This window comes from Hymenobacter pini (assembly GCF_020421205.1).
Lineage (GTDB): Bacteria > Bacteroidota > Bacteroidia > Cytophagales > Hymenobacteraceae > Hymenobacter > Hymenobacter pini.
Genome location: NZ_JAIZZH010000002.1, coordinates 187,487 through 204,556, shown reverse-complemented (window position 1 = coordinate 204,556; position 17,070 = coordinate 187,487). Strand labels below are relative to the sequence as shown.

Genomic DNA, 17,070 nt, shown 5'->3' with positions numbered 1-17,070 from the left:
GAGGTAGGAGGTGAGAGGTACGCCCGGGCTTTCCGAAGATGCCCATGGTAGATAACCGCTGAACCTGCCAAAAGTCTCAAACTCCTCCGTTGTGGCTTTACAACGACTACCCGCAAAATCTCAATTGGCCCGTCGGTTCTTCTGCAGCAGCTCCACGGCCCGCTCTATTTCCGCATCACGCCCGGCGGCTACCTGACGGAGCGTGGGCATGACCACTTCGTCGGGCGCAATGCCCTGGCCCTGGTAGGAGCCACTACGGCTCACCACCCGCCGCCCGGTCCAGCTCAACAGATAAGCCCGCCCGATGGCCGCAAAATTCATTTCCCCGTTGGCACCGCCGGTAGTTTGGCCCAGCAGCTGGCCAAGTTGGTAGCGCCGCACCAGCTCGGTAATGGTTTCGCCGTAGCTGTAGGTATGCTGACCAATCAGAAACACTTTGGGCGCAGCAACCAACGGCAACTGCGGGCTTTTCCAGGCTGATTTCTCCCCCGCGAAATCAGCGTGCTGAAAAGCCGGTTGGCGCAGCACCGGCATAGCCAGGCTGTCCATCAGTAACGGTGTTTGAGTGAAGTGGGGCAGGATACGCAGCAGGTCGTAGTGGGGGCGCTGGCGCAGGTCCACTACCACGCCCCGGGCCGCCTGCAACTGGGGCAGGGCACGTTGAAAATCGGTGTAGCGCAGCCGGGCCGCATCCAGGTACACCAGCCCGGGTGCCAGCTCCTGCACGGGCGGGGCCTGGTTGTAGAAGTTGCCCCGCAATTGCCGGAATATCCATTGGGTACTGGCACTGCGGCCCAGGGAGTCGCGGAAAGTGAAAGTGGCGACGGGAGCTGTTGCCGCAATAGTCGTAAGCAGCTGCTCGGTGGCTAGCTGGCGGGCCACAGCCGCAGAGGTAGCCGGCATATGGGTTTGCAGCGAGTCGAGCAGCAGGTCCACCGGCCGGTTGTGTACGTGCGTGAGGACGCTGCCCTGGGCCACCGCCGCCTGCAGCGCCGCCGGAACCTGCCGCACCACTACCTGCTCCTCTATCCAAGCCAGCTGCAATGCCCAGGGCGGGTCCACGATGCGCAGGCCGGTGCGGGTTTTAGGACCGATGGCCACGTGCCGGTCGGGCAGATGGGCCAGCAGGGTGCGGCAGGCCGCCAGCAGTTCGGCCTCCGTAGAAGCCTGGGCGGCTTGCTGCAGGGCAGCGGGCAGGGCGGTTTCCCACCGGGCCCGCTCCAGCACCGCTCGGTAGGGGTAAAAATGCCGAATGATGTTCCAGGTAAGCATCACCGTGGCTAGCCGTTGCTCCGGCGTAGCCGCCGACAACCGCCGGACCCGCCGCTTTAGCCGGCCCGAAAGACGCTGCTGGTGCTGGGCTTTGGTTAGTACCAGTGGTAACGTCAGCTGAACGGAATCAGTAAGCGCTTCGAAGTACTGGTGTGTACCGGAAAACAGGCTGTCGGCCACCGGCCCAGAAGTGGCCTGAATGGTGCTGGCGTAGGGAATGCCCGCTAGCTTCAGCATCAGCCGGACTACCGGTAACCCGGTTTTATCCTGGCCCAGGCTGTGGTGTTCCCAGAAGTAGTAGGGCCCCGCGCTTGTCGGTAAAAAGGGCGTCGGGGATGCGGGTGGCTTGACTATACTAAGCCGAATTTCTGGTGCTAGAGGCCGCAGTAGGCTGTCGAGGGTGCGGGCTAGGGCAGCATCGGTGCGGGCCCGGCGCACGGCCGGGATACTGCGCACCAGCACCGTTTCCCAGCTCAGGCGGCCCGTGTGGCGGTTGGGGTAGAAGTATTTCACGTCGCCTACCAGTCTGGTGAGGGCCGAGAGGTTGCGGGTTTCGCGGGCTGTGAGAGGCTCAGGCGCTGCTGGGACATTTGGGGATAAGGCGGCCAGCAGCAGAGCGGAATGTAGAAAAGGCACGGAAATAGAGGAGAGGAATCAAGCTGTAAGATACATGCCCTCTGCTGCGCGTTGCATTCCATCTAGGCTTTTCAACCCGGCTACATTTCATGCTGAAACCGGCGTGTTTCCGCCAATTTGACCGTCATTCCGAGCATGTGGCGCATCAAGCCAGGGTCCGAGGAATCTCGCGTGCTGACGTTGGCGTGATGATTCAACGAAGCAGTAGAGATGCTTCGACTTCGCTCAGCATGACGATTTAGTATGGCAACCTCAGCACGCGAGATTCCTCGGCAAGCTCGGAATGACGGTCTGGTGAATAGCATCCGCAAACCGAGGCCAAGTCCGATAAAACCCGCCTGGCATGCGCTCAACTCCCAACTTCCATTTCTACCTTACGGCCCCGACTATTCTCCCTTTCCGCGTGAAAAAACTCTACGCATTATTGCTCGGTAGCTTTCTGCTGAGTGCACCACTGGCTTCGGCCCAAACCCTGACCGAGAAGACGAAAGGCCTCCAGAAATTCCCCGGTTTCTTCCCGTTTTATTGGGATGAGAAGGGCGGGCGCATCCTGCTGGAAATCGACAAGCTCGACCAGGAAATCCTGTACGTGAGCAGCCTGCCTCAGGGCGTAGGCTCCAACGACCTGGGCCTCGACCGGGGCCAGATCGGGCAGACGCGCATTGTAAAGTTCGTGAAAAGCGGCCCCAAGATTCTACTGCTCCAGCCCAATTATGATTTCCGAGCTGTGAGCCAGAACCCGGAGGAGCGCAAATCGGTGGAGCAGGCGTTTGCCCAGTCCGTCATCTGGGGTTTCAAGGCCGAGGCCCAGGAGGGCGGCAAAGTGCTCATCGACCTCACGCCCTTTCTGCTGCGCGACTCCCACCAGATCAGTGACAAGCTGGAAGACCTCAAACAGGGCAGCTTCAAGGCTGAAGAAAGCCGCTCGGCGGTGTTTCTGCCCAATACCAAGGGCTTCCCCCAGAACTCCGAGTTCGAGGCCATCATCACCCTTACCGGTAGAGCCAAAGGCCGCGAAATTCAGTCGGTTACCCCCGACCCGAACGCCGTGACGGTGCACATGCACCACTCCTTCGTGCAATTGCCCGACGCGAATTACAAGCCCCGGGCCTTCGACCCCCGCGCCGGCTTTTTCGCCAACGAGTATATGGACTACGCCACGCCCATTGACCAGCCCATTCTCAAGCGGCAGCTGGTGCGGCACCGCCTCGCCAAGAAGGACCCTACGGCGGCCCAGAGCGAGGCCGTGGAGCCCATTGTGTATTACCTGGACAGAGGCGCGCCCGAGCCCGTACGCTCCGCCCTCATGGAAGGGGCCGCGTGGTGGAACCAGGCATTTGAGGCGGCCGGCTACCGCAACGCGTTTCAGGTAAAGTTGCTGCCCGAGGACGCCGACCCCATGGACATTCGCTACAACCTCATTCAGTGGGTGCACCGCTCCACCCGGGGCTGGTCGTATGGGGCCAGCATCGTAGACCCGCGTACTGGCGAAATCATCAAGGGACAGGTGTCGTTGGGCTCGCTCAGGGTGCGTCAGGATTTCCTGATTGCCGAGGGGCTGTTGCAGCCCTACGAAGACGGTAAGCCTACCCCGCCCGACATGCTGCGGATGGGCGTGGCCCGCCTGCGCCAACTGGCCGCCCACGAGGTGGGCCACACCCTGGGCCTCTACCACAACTACTCGGCCAGCACGAAAGATCGGTCGTCGGTGATGGATTACCCCATGCCCCGCATCAACACCCGCGCCGATGGCAGCATTGATTTGAGCGAGGCGTACGCCACCGGCATCGGCAGCTGGGACAAGCGCGCCATCCTCTACGGCTACCAGGACTTCGGCCCGCAGGCCGATGAAAAAGCGGCTTTGGACGCTGTTATGAAGCAGACCCTGGACGATGGCTACGTGTTCATGGCCGATGCCGATGCCCGGGCCGCCGGCGGGGCCCACCCCACGGCTCACCTCTGGGACGACGGCCCCAACGCCGCCGACGAGCTCAACCGCCTCTTGGATGTGCGCCGGCAGCTACTGGCCCGCTTCTCCGAAAAAGCCCTAGCCCCCGGCCAGCCCATGGCCATGCTGGAGGAAGTGCTGGTGCCCATGTACCTGCTGCAGCGCTACCAGGTGGAGGCGGCTTCCAAGGAACTGGGCGGCCTTTACTACACCTACGCCGTGAAAGGCGACGGCCAAACCACCACCAAGCTATTGGAGCCCGCCGAGCAGTGGAAGGCCCTGGACGCGTTGCTTCGCACGATTTCTCCCCGGGAGCTGGCTCTGTCGGAGGAACTCTTGACGAAGATTCCGCCCCGGCCCGTGAACTATGGCCGCAGCCGAGAAACCTTTCCCGCTCGCACCGGCCTCACCTTCGACCCCCTGGGCGCGGCCGAATCGGTGGCGGCTACTACGCTGGAATTTCTGCTGAACCCCCAGCGGGCGGCGCGTTTGGAAGAGTACCACGCCCGCCAGGCCGAGCAGCCCGGCCTGGGGGCGGTGCTGGATAAGTTGCTGGCCGCTACCTGGCAGGCCAAACCTGAAACCGGCTACCCCGGCGAGCTGCAGCGCCTCGTGCAGATGCTCACCCTGCAAAAGCTGCTGGCCCTGGCCGCCGCCCCACAAGCTCCCGTTGGTGTGAAAGCTCTGGCAGCCCTGAAAGTCGAAGACCTGAAAAAGCAGCTCCAAAAGGATCAGAAAGTCAAAGAAGAAAGCCGCCGTGCCACCGCCCTGGCCGCCCTTCGCACCATCCGGCAGTTCGAGGATATCCCCGAGAAGTTCCAGCCCGCGCCCGCCCTTCCCATGCCCGACGGCGCCCCCATCGGCTCGGATGATTGTGGAACGCTATAAGGAAGATGCAGTACAAATTTCTTTTCGAGCAAAGCCGAAGAGTGACGTTCCATGAAACGGCTTAAACAGAGAAGCGGAGCTACTGCATCAGTGGCGCCGCTTTTCTGTTTTAAACATGGCTTGTTACTTATTCCGCCGCTGCAGTCGGCGTCCAGCCGCCGCCCAGGCCGCGGTAGAGGTCGATGAGGAGTAGGAACTGCTGGCGACGGGTGTCGGTTAGGTTCAGCTCGGCTTCCAGCACGCTGCGCTGGGCGGTTACTACTTCCAAATAAGAGGCGTAGTTAGCCTTGTACAGGTCGTCGGATACGCTCACGGCTTTGTTGAGGGCGGCTACTTCCTGATGCTGCAACTCAAACATACGCTGGTAGTTGCCGATGCCGCGCAGGCTGGTACTTACTTCCTCAAAGCCGGTTTGCACGGCTTTCTGGTAGTCGTTGTAAGCAATCTGCTGCTCGGCGGCCGAGCGGCGCAGGTCGGCTTTGAGACCGTTGCGGTTGAGCAAAGGCGCACTCAGGCCCGAAAGCAGCCCGTAGGCCAGCGAGCCGGGCGTGTTGAACAGCACCGAGGCCCGGTAGGCATTCACGCCCACAAACGGTGTGAGCGTGAGGGAGGGCAAAAACGCCGACCGGGCGGCCGCTACATCGGCGCGGGCAGCCACCAGCTCCAGTTCGGCCTGCTGCACATCGGGGCGGCGCAGGAGCATGGAGGCGGGCAGGCCCGCTTGTATTTGGGTGGGCAGGGGCTGCTGCAGAATGGGCAGGCCCCGGGCAATGTGCTGGGGGTAGCGGCCCAGGAGGCGGTTCAGCGCGTTTTCGGAGGCGGCAATGCGCTGCTGAGTTTCGGCTTCCAGGCTGCGGGTGCGCAGCAGCTGGGCCGTGAACTGCTGCACGGCCAGCTCGTTGGCGCGACCGGCCTGCTTCTGCACCCGCACAATATCCAGGGCCCGCTCCTGCAGTCGCTGGTTTTTGGTGAGCACGGCCAGTTCGTTATCCAACCCCAGCAGGTTGAAATACAGCCGCGCCACCTCGGCTACCAACGATGTTTCGACCAAATGCCGGCCCTTCTCCGAGGCCAATACCCGCAGGTAGGCGGCCTGCCGACGCTGGCGCAGCTTGCCCCAGAGGTCAATTTCCCAGGAGCTGCGCAACCCCAGAAAGAAGTCGGGCGTGGGGTTGGGGATGCGCTGCCGCCCTTCAATGTTGGGCGAGAGGTTGGTGTCGTAGTTCCCGATGCCGTTGAGGGTGTAGTCACCGAACTTCTCTACGCCGGCGCTGGCCACCCCGTTCACGGTGGGCAGCAGGGCCCCGCGCTGCACCTGCAATGTGGCCCGGGCAATTTCGATGCGCTGAATGGCCGTGTGCAAATCGGGGTTTGCTTGCAGGGCCGTATCAATCAGGCCCACCAGGTTTCGGTCCCCAAAAAACTGCCGCCAGGGCTGGTCGGCCAATGAGGCAGAATCAGTAGTGGCCGCCGCAGTCGGGAAAGCAGCTGGCATGGTAGCCGCGGCGGGCTGCACGGTAGGCCGAGCTATCCGGCAGCTGGCCGCCAGGGTCAGCGCAGCCAGTGCCGGCACTACGCGGTGGGTGAGAGGACGTATCGAGGTTGGTAAGGTCATAAATCTGGCAAAACTTCTACTATGTCATCCTGAGCGGAGCGAAGGACCTTATCCTATCTTGGATTATCACCGAACAGCTCGTTTTGAGGTGGTAAGTTCCTTCGCTCTGCTCAGGATGACAGAAAAATTGAGAGTTTAAACCCTCGAGGCCTGATTCATCAGGCGTGGGCGGGTTCCAGGGTTTCGGTGGGCTCGGTGAGCTGCTTACGCTTCTTTTCCTGCTTGCTCCGGCGCGAAAACAGCACGTAGAGGCCCGGAATCAGAATCACGCCGAACAGGGTACCGATGAACATGCCACCCGCCGCGGCCGTGCCGATGGAGCGGTTACCCAGAGCGCCCGCGCCGGTAGCAATGGTCAGCGGAATAAGGCCGGCAATGAAAGCGAAGGAGGTCATCAGGATGGGGCGCAGGCGGGAGTAGCTGCCTTGCACGGCTGCTTCCAGGGCCGAAAGGCCTTCTTTGCGCTTGAGCACCGCAAACTCAATGATGAGGATGGCGTTCTTGCCCAGCAGGCCAATGAGCATTACTAGCGACACCTGGGCGTAGATGTTGTTTTCCAGGCCCAGCAGCTTCAGAAACAGGAAGGCCCCGAAGATGCCGGTAGGCAGGCTCAGGAGTACCGGCAGCGGCAGCAGGAAACTCTCGTACTGGGCCGCCAGCAGCAGGTACACGAACAGCAATACCACCGCAAACACGTAGATGGCCTGGTTGCCGCTCTGGATTTGCTCCCGGGTCATGCCGCTCCACTCGTAGCTGTAGCCGCGGGGCAGCTCCTTGGCCGCTACCTCCTCAATGGTCTTAATTACGTCGCCGGAGGAGAAGCCGGGGGCCGCGTCGCCGCTGAGCATGGCCGAGGTGTACATGTTGTAGCGGGTGAGCTGCTCGGGGCCGTACACCCGCTCCAGGCGCACGAAGCTGGAGTAGGGCACCATCTCGTTCCGGTCGTTTTTCACGTACATTTTCAGCACATCCTCGGGGCTGGTGCGGTAGCCGGGGGCGGCTTGCACCATCACCTTGTACATCTGCCCGAAACGGATGAAGTTGGAGGCGTAGAACGAGCCCATCAGGGTTTGTAGGGTGCTCATGGCCTTGTCCACGGTCACGCCCTTCTTGGCCGCCTGGTCCTGATCGACGTGGATGAGGTACTGGGGGAAGCTGGCATCGAAGCCGGTGAAGGCCCCGCCTACGGCCGGGGTGTTGGTGAGGGCGGTGATGAACTTGTCGGCTACCTGAGCCGTGGCCGGCAGGTCGCCGCGACCGGTTTTGTCGAGCAGGCGCAGCTCGAAGCCGCTGGAGTTACCGAAACCCGGTACCGTGGGCGGGGGGAAGAACTGGATGTCGGCGTCGTGGATGTGCTTGGTTTGCTCGTTGAGCTGGGCAATCAGGTCGGTTACCGACTCCTTGCGGTCGTCCCAGGTTTTCAAGTTGATCATGCCCATGCCGTAGGAGGCCCCGGCCACCTCGTTCATGAGGCTGTAGCCCGCCAGCGTCGACACCGATTCCACCGGGCCCAGCTTGGCGGCTACTTTCTGAATTTCGTCGAGCACCTTTTCGGTGCGCTCCACCGTGGCGCCGGGTGGCGTAGTTACGTTTACGTACACCATGCCCTGATCCTCGGTTGGGATAAAGCCGCTGGGCAGAATGGAGTTCACGCCCCAGGTAGCCAGGCAGAAGCCGATGAGCAGGCCAATGGTGATGAGGCGGCGGCTAGCCACCGTGCGCACCAGCCACTGGTAGCGGGTAGCCAAGGCCTCGTAGCGGCGGTTGAAGCCGGCAAAAAACCGGTCCATTACGCCCAGCTTCTTGCCTTCCTGGTGCGCTACGGGCTTAAGCATCAGCGCGCACAACGCCGGCGTGAGCGTCAGAGCATTCACCCCCGAAATGACGATGGAAATAGCCAGCGTAAGCGAGAACTGGCGGTAGAACACGCCCACCGGGCCTTCCATGAACGACACCGGCACGAACACCGCCGACATCACCAAAGTAATGGCCACAATAGCCCCCCCGATTTCCGACATGGCTTCCAGGGTGGCATCCATAGCCGAGAGGTGCTTTTCGTGCATTTTGGCGTGCACGGCCTCCACCACCACAATGGCGTTATCCACCACGATACCAATGGCCAGCACCAGGGCAAACAGCGTGAGCAGGTTGATGCTGAAGCCCAGCAGCTGCATGAAAAACAGCGTGCCCACCAGCGCCACCGGCACCGCCAGGGCCGGAATCAGCGTGGAGCGCCAGTCCTGCAAAAACAGGTACACCACCACAAATACCAGCAAAAACGCTTCTACCAGGGTCCGCAACACCTCGTGAATGGAGGCATCGAGGAAGCGCGACACGTCATAGGCCACGTTGTAGGTCATGCCGGGGGGGAAGGACGTCTGCTTCAGCTCGGCCATGCGCTCCTTCACCTGCTTGATTACATCCGAAGCGTTGGAGCCGGGGCGCTGCTTGAGCATAATAGCCGCCGAGGGCTTGCCGTCAATCTTGGACACCATGCCGTAGCTGAGCACGTCGAACTTCACCTGGGCCACGTCCTTGAGCCGCAGCACCGAGCCGTCGGGGTTGGCGCGCAGCACAATGTCCTCGTACTGCTTGGGCTCGAAGAGCTTGCCGGTGTAGCGCAGCACGTATTGCAGCATCTGGGCATCCTGGCCCGAGCTTTCCCCCGATTTTCCGGGGGCCGCTTCCACGTTCTGGGCCCGGATGGCCTCCACCACTTCCTCTGCCGACACGTTGTAGGCCACCATGCGGTCAGGCTGCAGCCATACGCGCATAGAGTACTCGCGCTGGCCCATGATTTCGGCGAAGCCTACCCCGTCAATGCGCTTCAATTCCTGCAACACGTTGATATCGGCGAAGTTGTAGATGAACTTCTCGCTCACCTTGGGGTCTTCGCTCATCACGTTGAGGTAGAGCAGCATGCTGTTCACCTCCTTCTCGGTACTCACCCCAGCCCGGATTACTTCCTCGGGCAGCTCATCAATGATGGTTTGCACCCGGTTCTGCACGTTCACGGCGGCTAGGTCGGGGTCGGTGCCCACCTGGAAAAACACGGTTATCACCGTCAGCCCGCTGTTGCTGCTCACCGACGACATATAGGTCATGCCCGGCACCCCGTTGATGGCCCGCTCTAAAGGCGTGGCTACGGCCTTGGCGCACACCTCGGCGTTGGCGCCGGTGTAGCGGGCCGTTACCGTCACGGAGGGCGGTACGATGTCCGGGAACTGGGTAATGGGCAGCGAAAATAGCGCCAGCCCACCCAGAAACGTGATAAACAGGGAAATCACCAGCGAGAGAACCGGCCGGCGAATAAAGAGTGCGAGCATAGGGTGCGGGGTATTGGGGAGGGCTAAGAAGTGGGCTGGAGAAGCATAGTGCCCGAACAAGGGGGAATAGGGTGGTTAACCGGCGTGTTGAACGGTGGACTCTCCGCTGGTTTGTTGCCTGCCAGTCCCCTCAGCTTGGCGTGCAAAAACCAGGGCCAGCTAGCTGCTGGTGCCGTTAATCATCCCTACTCCCGCCTTGCTGAAGCGGAGGGGGGCGCAGTTTCTACCGCGCGTCCTCAATCAGCTCGTCCATGGCCACGGGCTGGGGCCGGATGGTGGCGCCGTCGCGCAGGTCCTGCACGCCTTCGTACACAATATTGTCGCCGCTTTTGAGGCCGGTTTTTACCACGTAGAAGTCGGAAAGGCGGGTTTGGGGCTGGAACGCGTGTTGCTTCACCCGGCCCTGCTTGTCCACCATGAACACGTAATTCTTGTCCTGAATCTCAAACACCGATTTTTGGGGTACCAGCACGGCATCTTCCACCGTGTTGCTCAAGCGCACCTTGCCGCTGGCCCCGTGACGCAGCAGGCCCTGGGGGTTATCGAAGCGGGCCCGGAAGGCAATGGAGCCGGTGTTGGCCTGAAACTGGCTTTCCACGGTTTCTACCTTGCCTTTCACGGAGTACGTGGAACCATCAGCAAGGAGCAGGTGGGCCACGTTGGTACTGCGGGCCGAGTCGCGGCCGGCTTTCTTCACGTAGGCCAGGTATTCAGCCTCCGACACGTTGAAGTAGGCAAATACGTCGTTGATATCCGACACCGTAGTGAGTAGGGTGCCATCCTCAATTACGCTGCCCTTTTTGAGCGGAATCCGGTTGATGACCCCATCAAACGGGGCCTTCACCAGAGTATAAGAAAGCATGAGGGCGGCGTTGGCGGATGTGGAGCGGGCCTGCTGAATATCGGCCTGGGCGGCGTGGTATTTGGCCTGGGCTACCTCCAACTCGGTTTTGGAAATAATGTCCTTGCTGGTTAGCAGTTGCACCCGCTCTAGCTCCAGGCGGGCCACCCGGGCGGCGGCCTGGGCACTGCTCAGCTCAGCCTGCGCCCGGCTCAGCCGGCTTTTGTACTCGGTGTCATTGATGCGGAACAGCGGCTGCCCTTTGCGCACGGCTTGGCCCTCATCCACGTAAATCTGCTCCAAAAAGCCTTCCAGCCGGGCCCGGATTTCCACGTTCTGCACCGCCTGAATATCGGCCACGTAGTCGTGAGTCAGGATGGTGTCGCGGGCCGTGAGCTGAGTGGTGGGTAGCGTGGGCGGGGCTTCGGTTTTGGTGGTTTCGGCCTGGGAGTTGGCTCCGCAGCCGGCCAGGGTAGCCGAGGCCAAGGGGAGCAAGAGCCAGCAGATAGGTTTCAGAATAGGAGCAGACATACGATGCGAAGGGGAAAGCGCGGAGTAAGAGCTAGTGTGGTAAAAGTCCTGCGTCGGGATTAGAGCCGCGTGAGGCTCACATTAAAAAACATTAAAACCGGCCTACACGAAGGCCGTGCGGCAGGCATCTTCGCCCCGGCGGCAGGCTTCAGTGCATACTCGGTGGTGGTCGGTGGCAAACTGCGTGCACTCGTTGGCACAGGCCCGGCAGAGCTCGGCGCACTCGCGCAGAATGTGCACGGCGTGCTCAGCCTCGCGGGCCACGAAGGCCGCCGCCAGCCGGCACAGGTCGGCACAGTCGCGGCTGAGCTGCAGGCTGCGGAGTTGGGTGGGAGTAGCGGCAAGGGCGGGCAGGCCCAGCGCGGCGCAGTTGTCACAGGCGGCCGCGCAGATGGCCAGGGCATTCAGAACGTGTTGTTGGCGAGGGAGCATGAGGAAGGGAGAAAACAAAAAAGCCGCTTGGCAGCGGCAAGGCCGCCCCGGTCAGGGGTGGCGAGAAACGGTGGCAGTAGTAAGGGTGTCGGGGGTAACGGGGTGGCCAGCCTGGCATTCGGCCAGGGCACGGCGCACCTGCTGCAACTCCACTTCCGTGACCAGCTCAGGCAGTTGCGTGTCCAGGTCGTAGTCGGTGGCGTACTCCGGCCCCCGGAATAGCAGGTACAGGTTCAGGGCCGTGGACAGCAGCAGCGTAGCCAGCAGCAACCCAAGCAGAAGCCGGTTGCGCGAGGCAGTAGCAGATGCGGTTGGTTGTCCAGCCATGGCGCAAAACACGCCCGCCGACATTAAAACTGTATGAGAAGGAAATTAGAAGATGTTAAATGGGCGTGATGAGTCAGCATTTACCTCAAAGCCGTTAAAAAACAGTGCTTCGTCACTGGCTTGATGCGTCACATGCTCTGCATGACGCTCTATTGATTTTAGACTTTCTCAACAGCTTCTCAATCACCACGACTCCGCCGCCGGGAGCTGCACAGTGGCGGTGGTGCCGCGGCCCAGGGCGGAAGTCAGCTCGATGCGGCCGCCGTGCAGGAGCACGATTTTGCGCGTCATGGGCAGGCCGATGCCGTAGCCGGGGGCGGTGGTATCGGTGCCGGCCCGGTACAGGGGCTCGTAGATGCGGGCCAGCTCGTGGGGCTCCATGCCAATGCCCTGGTCGGTTACGCGCACCTGTACGGTTTCCGGGGAGAGGTAGCCCAACTCGGCCCGCACGGTTTGCCGGGAGTATTTGCAGGCGTTATCCAACAGATTGAGCAGGGCCGTGGTGAGCAGCTGGGCGTTGCCGCGCACCATAAACATATCCTCCACCTCGGGCGGCAGCAGGCCAAACTGCAGCTGCACCAAGCGGCCGGGGTAGCGGGCCTGGCAGGAGTCGATGGCCTGGGTGAGGCACTCATCCAGCCGCACCAGGTCGCGGCGGGGGGAGGCATCGGTTACTTTGGCCAGACTCAGCAGGCCGTTGGTCAGCTCAATGAGCTTCTTGATTTCCTCGGTGGCCGAGCTGATGCTGCGCTTGGCTTCCGTCAGGTCGGTATCGTAGGCGTAGGCGGTTTCCAGCGTACCCAGCACCGAGGCCAGAGGCGTGCGCAACTCGTGGCTGGCATTGCTCAAAAAGCTTTTCTGCGACTCGAATGCCTGCTCCACCCCGCCCAGCATGTGGTTGAAGGTGCGGGCCAGCTGGGCAATTTCGTCGGTGCCGTTGCCCTCATCCACCCGGGCATTCAGGCGGGAGGCGGTGATGCGCTCCACCTGGCTGATAACCCGCGAAATTGGCTTCAACGATTCCTCCGCGAAGTACCAGCCGGCCAGAATGATGAGCACCAGCGCCCCCAGGTTGGCGGCCAGCAGAATCAGGCCCAGCTTTTCCATTTGCCGGTGCCCGAAGTCGTCGTGGCCGGCCGCAAAAATCCAGTAGGGCTGGCCGTTGCGCTCATAATACAGGCCAATAGATTCCAGCAGTCCATCAGTAAACTGCACCGGCCGGTTGGGCCGAATCTGCCCCAAATAGTGGGAATTCAGCTTCTGGCTAAGGTCGTCGGCGCTGGTGTAGATGAGGTGCTGGCCGGGGCCGTAGATGCTGATTTGCTCGCCCGGCACCGTGAACAGGTCGCGGCGGTGCATGGTGCGCAGCAGTTCGTGGTTGAGGCTGTCGTGGCGCACCAGCACCCGGGCCGTCATGGTGGCCTTGCCAGCCAGGCGGTTGATGAAGCGCTGCTCCCGGGTAGTGGCCTGGAAGTAGTAGATGAAGACGGAAAAGCACAGCTGAATGCCCACCACCAGCAGGGTAAAGCGCAAAACCAGCTTGTTGCGGATGAGCATGGGGGAGGTGAATGGGTGAGTCTTTGGGTGCTATCGGTTGAAGGTTTCCGCGCATCAAGCGTCGTCAGAGCCTCTTGCTTGATACGTCTCGTTCAAGCGTGAAAAGGTCCTTCGCGCTACTCAGAAATGACCGACAAAATACGGCTGTTCTTCACCCTTCCCGCAGCACATACCCCATACCTACCACCGTGTGAATGAGCTTCACGGCGTAGCCCTTGTCCAGCTTTTTGCGCAGGTAGCTCACGTACACGTCGATGACGTTGGTGTTGGTGTCGAAATTCAGTTCCCAGACCTTCTCGGCAATATCTACCCGGGAAATGATTTTGCCCCGGTTCAGCAGCAGATACTCCAGCAAGGCATATTCCTTGGTCGTCAGGTCGATGCGCTGCCCGGCGCGGGTGACGGTTTTGGCGTCGAGGTTTAGTTCCAGGTCGGCAATGCGCAGGGCTTGCTTGACGGTGGCCGCCTCGGTATGGCGGCGCGTGAGTACCCGGGCCCGCAGCAGCAGCTCCTTGAATTCAAAGGGCTTCACCAGGTAGTCGTCGGTGCCGGCCTCGAAGCCGGTTACCTTGTCGTCGAGGCTGTCGAGGGCAGTGAGTAGCAGCACGGGTACGTGGGCATCCTGCTGGCGCACCAGCCGGCACAGCTCGAAGCCGTTCACGTAGGGCAGGTTCACGTCCAGAATCACCAAATCGTAGCGGTTCTGCTGAATCAGGGACTGGCCCACGCGGCCGTCGTAGGCCACTTCGATGTCATATCCTTCGTTTTCGAAGCCTTTTTTCACGAAAGACGCCAGCTTAGGCTCGTCTTCCACCAGGAGTATTTTCATGCGGGCAGTAAAGTAACGCAGCCTGCCTATACGCACCGCCACCGCGTCCGGCTATTTCAGCCCGGCCCGGTGGGTTCTGACTTCACACCTGTAGCTTCTGCCCCTGAATTGCCGCCGCCATCAGCCCCGGAAACTGGCCTGGCGTGCAGGCAAAGCTGGCAATATCCAGGGCCGCAAACTGTTCGGCCACGCGCCTATCGAAGCTGGGGGCACCATCGTCGGCCAGGGCCAGCAGGGCCACCACCGTAACGCCGGCGGCGCGTAGGGCGGCGGCTTTTTTGAGCATTTCCCGCTCGTTACCGCCCTCGTACAGGTCGCTGATGAGCACCAGAATCGTATCGGTAGGGCGGGTGATGAGCTGCTGGCAGTAGCCCAGGGCCAGGTTGATATCGGTGCCGCCGCCCAGCTGCACCCCGAACAGCAAGTCCACCGGGTCCTGCAAATCCTCCGAGAGGTTTACCACGCTGGTATCAAACACCACCATGTGCGTTTTCACGGCTTTTATGGAGGCTAGCACCGCCCCGAATACGCCCGCGTACACCACCGAGGAGGCCATGGAGCCGCTCTGGTCCACGCACAGCACAATTTCCTTGAGGGCCTGCCCGCGCCGCCCAAAGCCCACCAGCCGCTCCGGAATAATGGTGCGCTGCTCGGGCTGGTAGTGCTTGAGGTTGGCCCGAATGGTGGCGGCCCAGTCGATTTCCCGGTAGCGGGGGCGGGGGTTGCGCACGGCCCGGCTCAGGGCACCCTGCACCGCCTGTCGCAGCGGGTTCGAGAGTTTCTTTTCCAGCTCCTTCACCACCTTACCCACCACTTCACGAGCCGTGTGTTTCACCTTCTGGGGCATCACCCGGCTCAGCGACATTAGCGTGCCTACCAAGTGCACGTCGGCCTGCACCGTACGCAGGATTTCGGGCTCCATCAGCAGCTGCTGTAGGCCCAGGCGGTCCATGGCGTCGCGCTGCATCACGGCTACTACTTCCGAGGGGAAGTACGTGCGGATGTCGCCTAGCCAGCGGCTCACGCGGGGTGCGGAGCCGCCCAGCCCCGCCTTGCGCTCCGACTGATCATAGAGCGAGGTCAACACGTCGTCCATGCCCTTGTAGTCGGCATCGAAGGAAATCTGGTTCTGAGCATCGGTCTCGGAGCCAAGTACCAGCTTCCAGCGGGTGGCGTTGTCGGTGGCGGTTTTCATGGGGCGGTATTTACAATGGTAACTCTGCTTCCTGCATTAGCTGGGAAATGAGTAATTCTTTCTTTTGTAGCTGAGTCAAGCTGGGAGCATCCAGAGAGTGTTTAAACTGCGCAAGCTCGGCCAACGGCGTCGTAAAATGCTTTCTTAGCATGCGTACATCTAGCTTGCTGCTGGTCAGTGTATCGGCTAGAATGGAGAATTTCTGAAACAGTGCCTCCCGTTGGGGCAGCTTCCGTTGAACGTCCCAGCTGATTACGGTAATGCTTCCATTGGCCTTTGAAACGGTAAAACCTGGGGCTCCAGCAAATAATTCTTGCTCATTTTCTGGTACTCCTAGCCGGCTGACAATACGGTAGTCGAAGTACCAACAATCAAAATATTCGTCCGGAGCAGCTACTTCATATTCATACTCCGGATGAAATGGGGTATCCTGATTTTGAAGGGTTATATAATCCTGCGCAACAGCAGTGGCATCCTGCTGATTCATACCAACACTACTCGAAAAAGTCGCCGGGGTCGGCTTGGCTGAGGTACTTGTTGAGGCTACCTAAGTCGCCGAAAATGGGTTGGATGAGGGCCAGGAACTGCTCGGTAGCGGCGGGCCCATCGGTGAAGGCCAGAAAGATGTCGCCCTGGCCGGCCAGCTCCACGTGGTCCAGTAGGGCCGGAGCGTGCTCTTCCAGAATGGTTTCAATGTGCTCGGCCCAACTGGCTCCGCTGCCGCTGAAGCCGTACTTCTCAAACACGTTGTAATACTCCTCCAGGTTAGTGAGGTTGACCACAATGCGCTCCTGGCGGCCGGGCTCGGCCTTCTCCGCTAAATCGGCGACGTGGAAAGGGTAAGTGGTAGACATAGGCAAAACGGGCAGAATGAGCCAGCAAGGTAGTTAGCTGCGGCCAAGCGGGTACTTTTCCAGCAGCACCGTGTTACGGGCGCGCTGGTACCAGTCGTTGTACACCAGCTCTACCTCCTGCACCTCAAATGTGCCGATGTACAGCCCTTGGTACTGGGCCAGCCTGGCAACCAGCGCCGGCGCATCGGCGAGGGGCTCCGTGAAACGGATAACCGTAGAATGAGCCGTGTGAATACTGTAGCGGGTATCAATGGACTGCTGCAGGCTGGAATTACGGAAAAACTCCCGGGTGACATCACGCAGATTCTCCAGTCCGTCATCTTCCGGAAAGCCCTGCACCATAATACCGCCGGGCGAAGCCGTGAAACCTTCGTAGCGGATGCGAAACGGCCGCACCAGCCGCGCAATCTGCTGCACTGCCTGGCGGTAGGCGACGGGGTCAATCTGGCCGAGCGTGAAACCGGCGTAGCAGGAAATGATGGAGAGAATAGTAAGGTGAATATCAGAGGCCGGATAATAATACTGCGCCGGCTCGATGCTCCGGAAATCAGCCAGAATAGCTTCAATAGCCGCGGTAACAGCCGCTGGCGGCCGGGCCAGCAGCGTGATGCCCCGGCGGGTATCCTGCGGGGAGTGAAGCAGCGGATCCGGGTCGGCGCCGTCGTGCAGCAGCCGGTGCACCGTCGCATCCCGCATGGCCGTGTAGTGTTCTTGCAGGTCCATAGGGCGAGTTTTGGAGCTGGGAAAATTTAATGGCTCAAACAACTCCGTCCCTCTGAGCAAATAGTCGTGGCATCTGGCTCCTGTAATGGTCTTGAT

General features: G+C 61.0%; 13 protein-coding genes. 1 reads left to right on the top strand and 12 read right to left on the bottom strand.

All coding sequences use genetic code 11. The annotated features are described in order from the left end of the window. Positions 1–120 precede the first annotated feature (120 nt). Positions 121–1,908 (bottom strand): S41 family peptidase, encoded by a 1,788-nt coding sequence (locus LF252_RS22985; RefSeq protein WP_226268914.1) that lies wholly within the window; start codon positions 1,906–1,908, stop codon positions 121–123. Positions 1,909–2,311: 403 nt separating this feature from the next. Here LF252_RS22985 and LF252_RS07265 point away from each other — a divergent pair, with 403 nt between their 5' ends. After that, the gene (locus LF252_RS07265) at positions 2,312–4,744 is read left to right on the top strand and encodes a zinc-dependent metalloprotease (protein WP_226268913.1); all 2,433 of its coding nucleotides are present in this window, start codon (positions 2,312–2,314) and stop codon (positions 4,742–4,744) included. A gap of 127 nt (positions 4,745–4,871) precedes the next feature. Here LF252_RS07265 and LF252_RS07260 read toward each other — a convergent pair whose 3' ends face one another. The 11 genes from LF252_RS07260 to LF252_RS07210 form a co-directional block, all read right to left on the bottom strand. Beyond that, on the bottom strand, positions 4,872–6,359 hold the full coding sequence (locus LF252_RS07260; RefSeq protein ID WP_226268912.1) for an efflux transporter outer membrane subunit: 1,488 nt from the start codon (positions 6,357–6,359) through the stop codon (positions 4,872–4,874). A 158-nt stretch (positions 6,360–6,517) separates the two neighbouring features. Then, positions 6,518–9,685, bottom strand: coding sequence for an efflux RND transporter permease subunit (locus LF252_RS07255; protein ID WP_226268911.1), 3,168 nt, complete (start codon positions 9,683–9,685; stop codon positions 6,518–6,520). A gap of 223 nt (positions 9,686–9,908) precedes the next feature. Then, complete coding sequence (locus tag LF252_RS07250) at positions 9,909–11,057, bottom strand: efflux RND transporter periplasmic adaptor subunit (RefSeq protein WP_226268910.1); 1,149 nt, start codon at positions 11,055–11,057, stop codon at positions 9,909–9,911. A 102-nt stretch (positions 11,058–11,159) separates the two neighbouring features. After that, positions 11,160–11,489 (bottom strand): four-helix bundle copper-binding protein, encoded by a 330-nt coding sequence (locus LF252_RS07245; protein WP_226268909.1) that lies wholly within the window; start codon positions 11,487–11,489, stop codon positions 11,160–11,162. Between the two features lie 51 nt (positions 11,490–11,540). Beyond that, entirely contained in the window at positions 11,541–11,816 is a 276-nt protein-coding gene (locus LF252_RS07240) for a hypothetical protein (RefSeq protein ID WP_226268908.1), read from the bottom strand. Positions 11,817–11,999: 183 nt separating this feature from the next. Then, complete coding sequence (locus tag LF252_RS07235; RefSeq protein WP_226268907.1) at positions 12,000–13,373, bottom strand: ATP-binding protein; 1,374 nt, start codon at positions 13,371–13,373, stop codon at positions 12,000–12,002. Between the two features lie 151 nt (positions 13,374–13,524). Continuing rightward, entirely contained in the window at positions 13,525–14,202 is a 678-nt protein-coding gene (locus LF252_RS07230) for a response regulator (RefSeq protein ID WP_226268906.1), read from the bottom strand. Positions 14,203–14,284: 82 nt separating this feature from the next. Beyond that, positions 14,285–15,397: a VWA domain-containing protein gene (locus LF252_RS07225; RefSeq protein ID WP_226268905.1), complete on the bottom strand. Its 1,113-nt coding sequence runs from the start codon at positions 15,395–15,397 to the stop codon at positions 14,285–14,287. Between the two features lie 10 nt (positions 15,398–15,407). Beyond that, positions 15,408–15,884, bottom strand: a complete 477-nt coding sequence (locus LF252_RS07220; RefSeq protein WP_226268904.1) for a hypothetical protein — start codon at positions 15,882–15,884, stop codon at positions 15,408–15,410. 7 nt (positions 15,885–15,891) lie between these two features. Next, a complete protein-coding gene (locus LF252_RS07215; RefSeq protein WP_226268903.1) occupies positions 15,892–16,251 on the bottom strand; it encodes an Imm51 family immunity protein in 360 nt (119 codons plus the stop codon). A gap of 33 nt (positions 16,252–16,284) precedes the next feature. Further along, complete coding sequence (locus LF252_RS07210; protein ID WP_226268902.1) at positions 16,285–16,974, bottom strand: 2'-5' RNA ligase family protein; 690 nt, start codon at positions 16,972–16,974, stop codon at positions 16,285–16,287. Positions 16,975–17,070: the final 96 nt, after the last annotated feature.

What these genes read in the sequence shown, in the direction of transcription:
- LF252_RS07260 (WP_226268912.1), bottom strand. Translation starts at nt 6,359, where the DNA reads ATGACCTTACCAACCTCGATACGTCCTCTCACCCACCGCGTAGTGCCG.
- LF252_RS07255 (WP_226268911.1), bottom strand. Translation starts at nt 9,685, where the DNA reads ATGCTCGCACTCTTTATTCGCCGGCCGGTTCTCTCGCTGGTGATTTCC.
- LF252_RS07250 (WP_226268910.1), bottom strand. Translation starts at nt 11,057, where the DNA reads ATGTCTGCTCCTATTCTGAAACCTATCTGCTGGCTCTTGCTCCCCTTG.
- LF252_RS07245 (WP_226268909.1), bottom strand. Translation starts at nt 11,489, where the DNA reads ATGCTCCCTCGCCAACAACACGTTCTGAATGCCCTGGCCATCTGCGCG.
- LF252_RS07240 (WP_226268908.1), bottom strand. Translation starts at nt 11,816, where the DNA reads ATGGCTGGACAACCAACCGCATCTGCTACTGCCTCGCGCAACCGGCTT.
- LF252_RS07235 (WP_226268907.1), bottom strand. Translation starts at nt 13,373, where the DNA reads ATGCTCATCCGCAACAAGCTGGTTTTGCGCTTTACCCTGCTGGTGGTG.
- LF252_RS07230 (WP_226268906.1), bottom strand. Translation starts at nt 14,202, where the DNA reads ATGAAAATACTCCTGGTGGAAGACGAGCCTAAGCTGGCGTCTTTCGTG.
- LF252_RS07225 (WP_226268905.1), bottom strand. Translation starts at nt 15,397, where the DNA reads ATGAAAACCGCCACCGACAACGCCACCCGCTGGAAGCTGGTACTTGGC.
- LF252_RS07220 (WP_226268904.1), bottom strand. Translation starts at nt 15,884, where the DNA reads ATGAATCAGCAGGATGCCACTGCTGTTGCGCAGGATTATATAACCCTT.
- LF252_RS07215 (WP_226268903.1), bottom strand. Translation starts at nt 16,251, where the DNA reads ATGTCTACCACTTACCCTTTCCACGTCGCCGATTTAGCGGAGAAGGCC.
- LF252_RS07210 (WP_226268902.1), bottom strand. Translation starts at nt 16,974, where the DNA reads ATGGACCTGCAAGAACACTACACGGCCATGCGGGATGCGACGGTGCAC.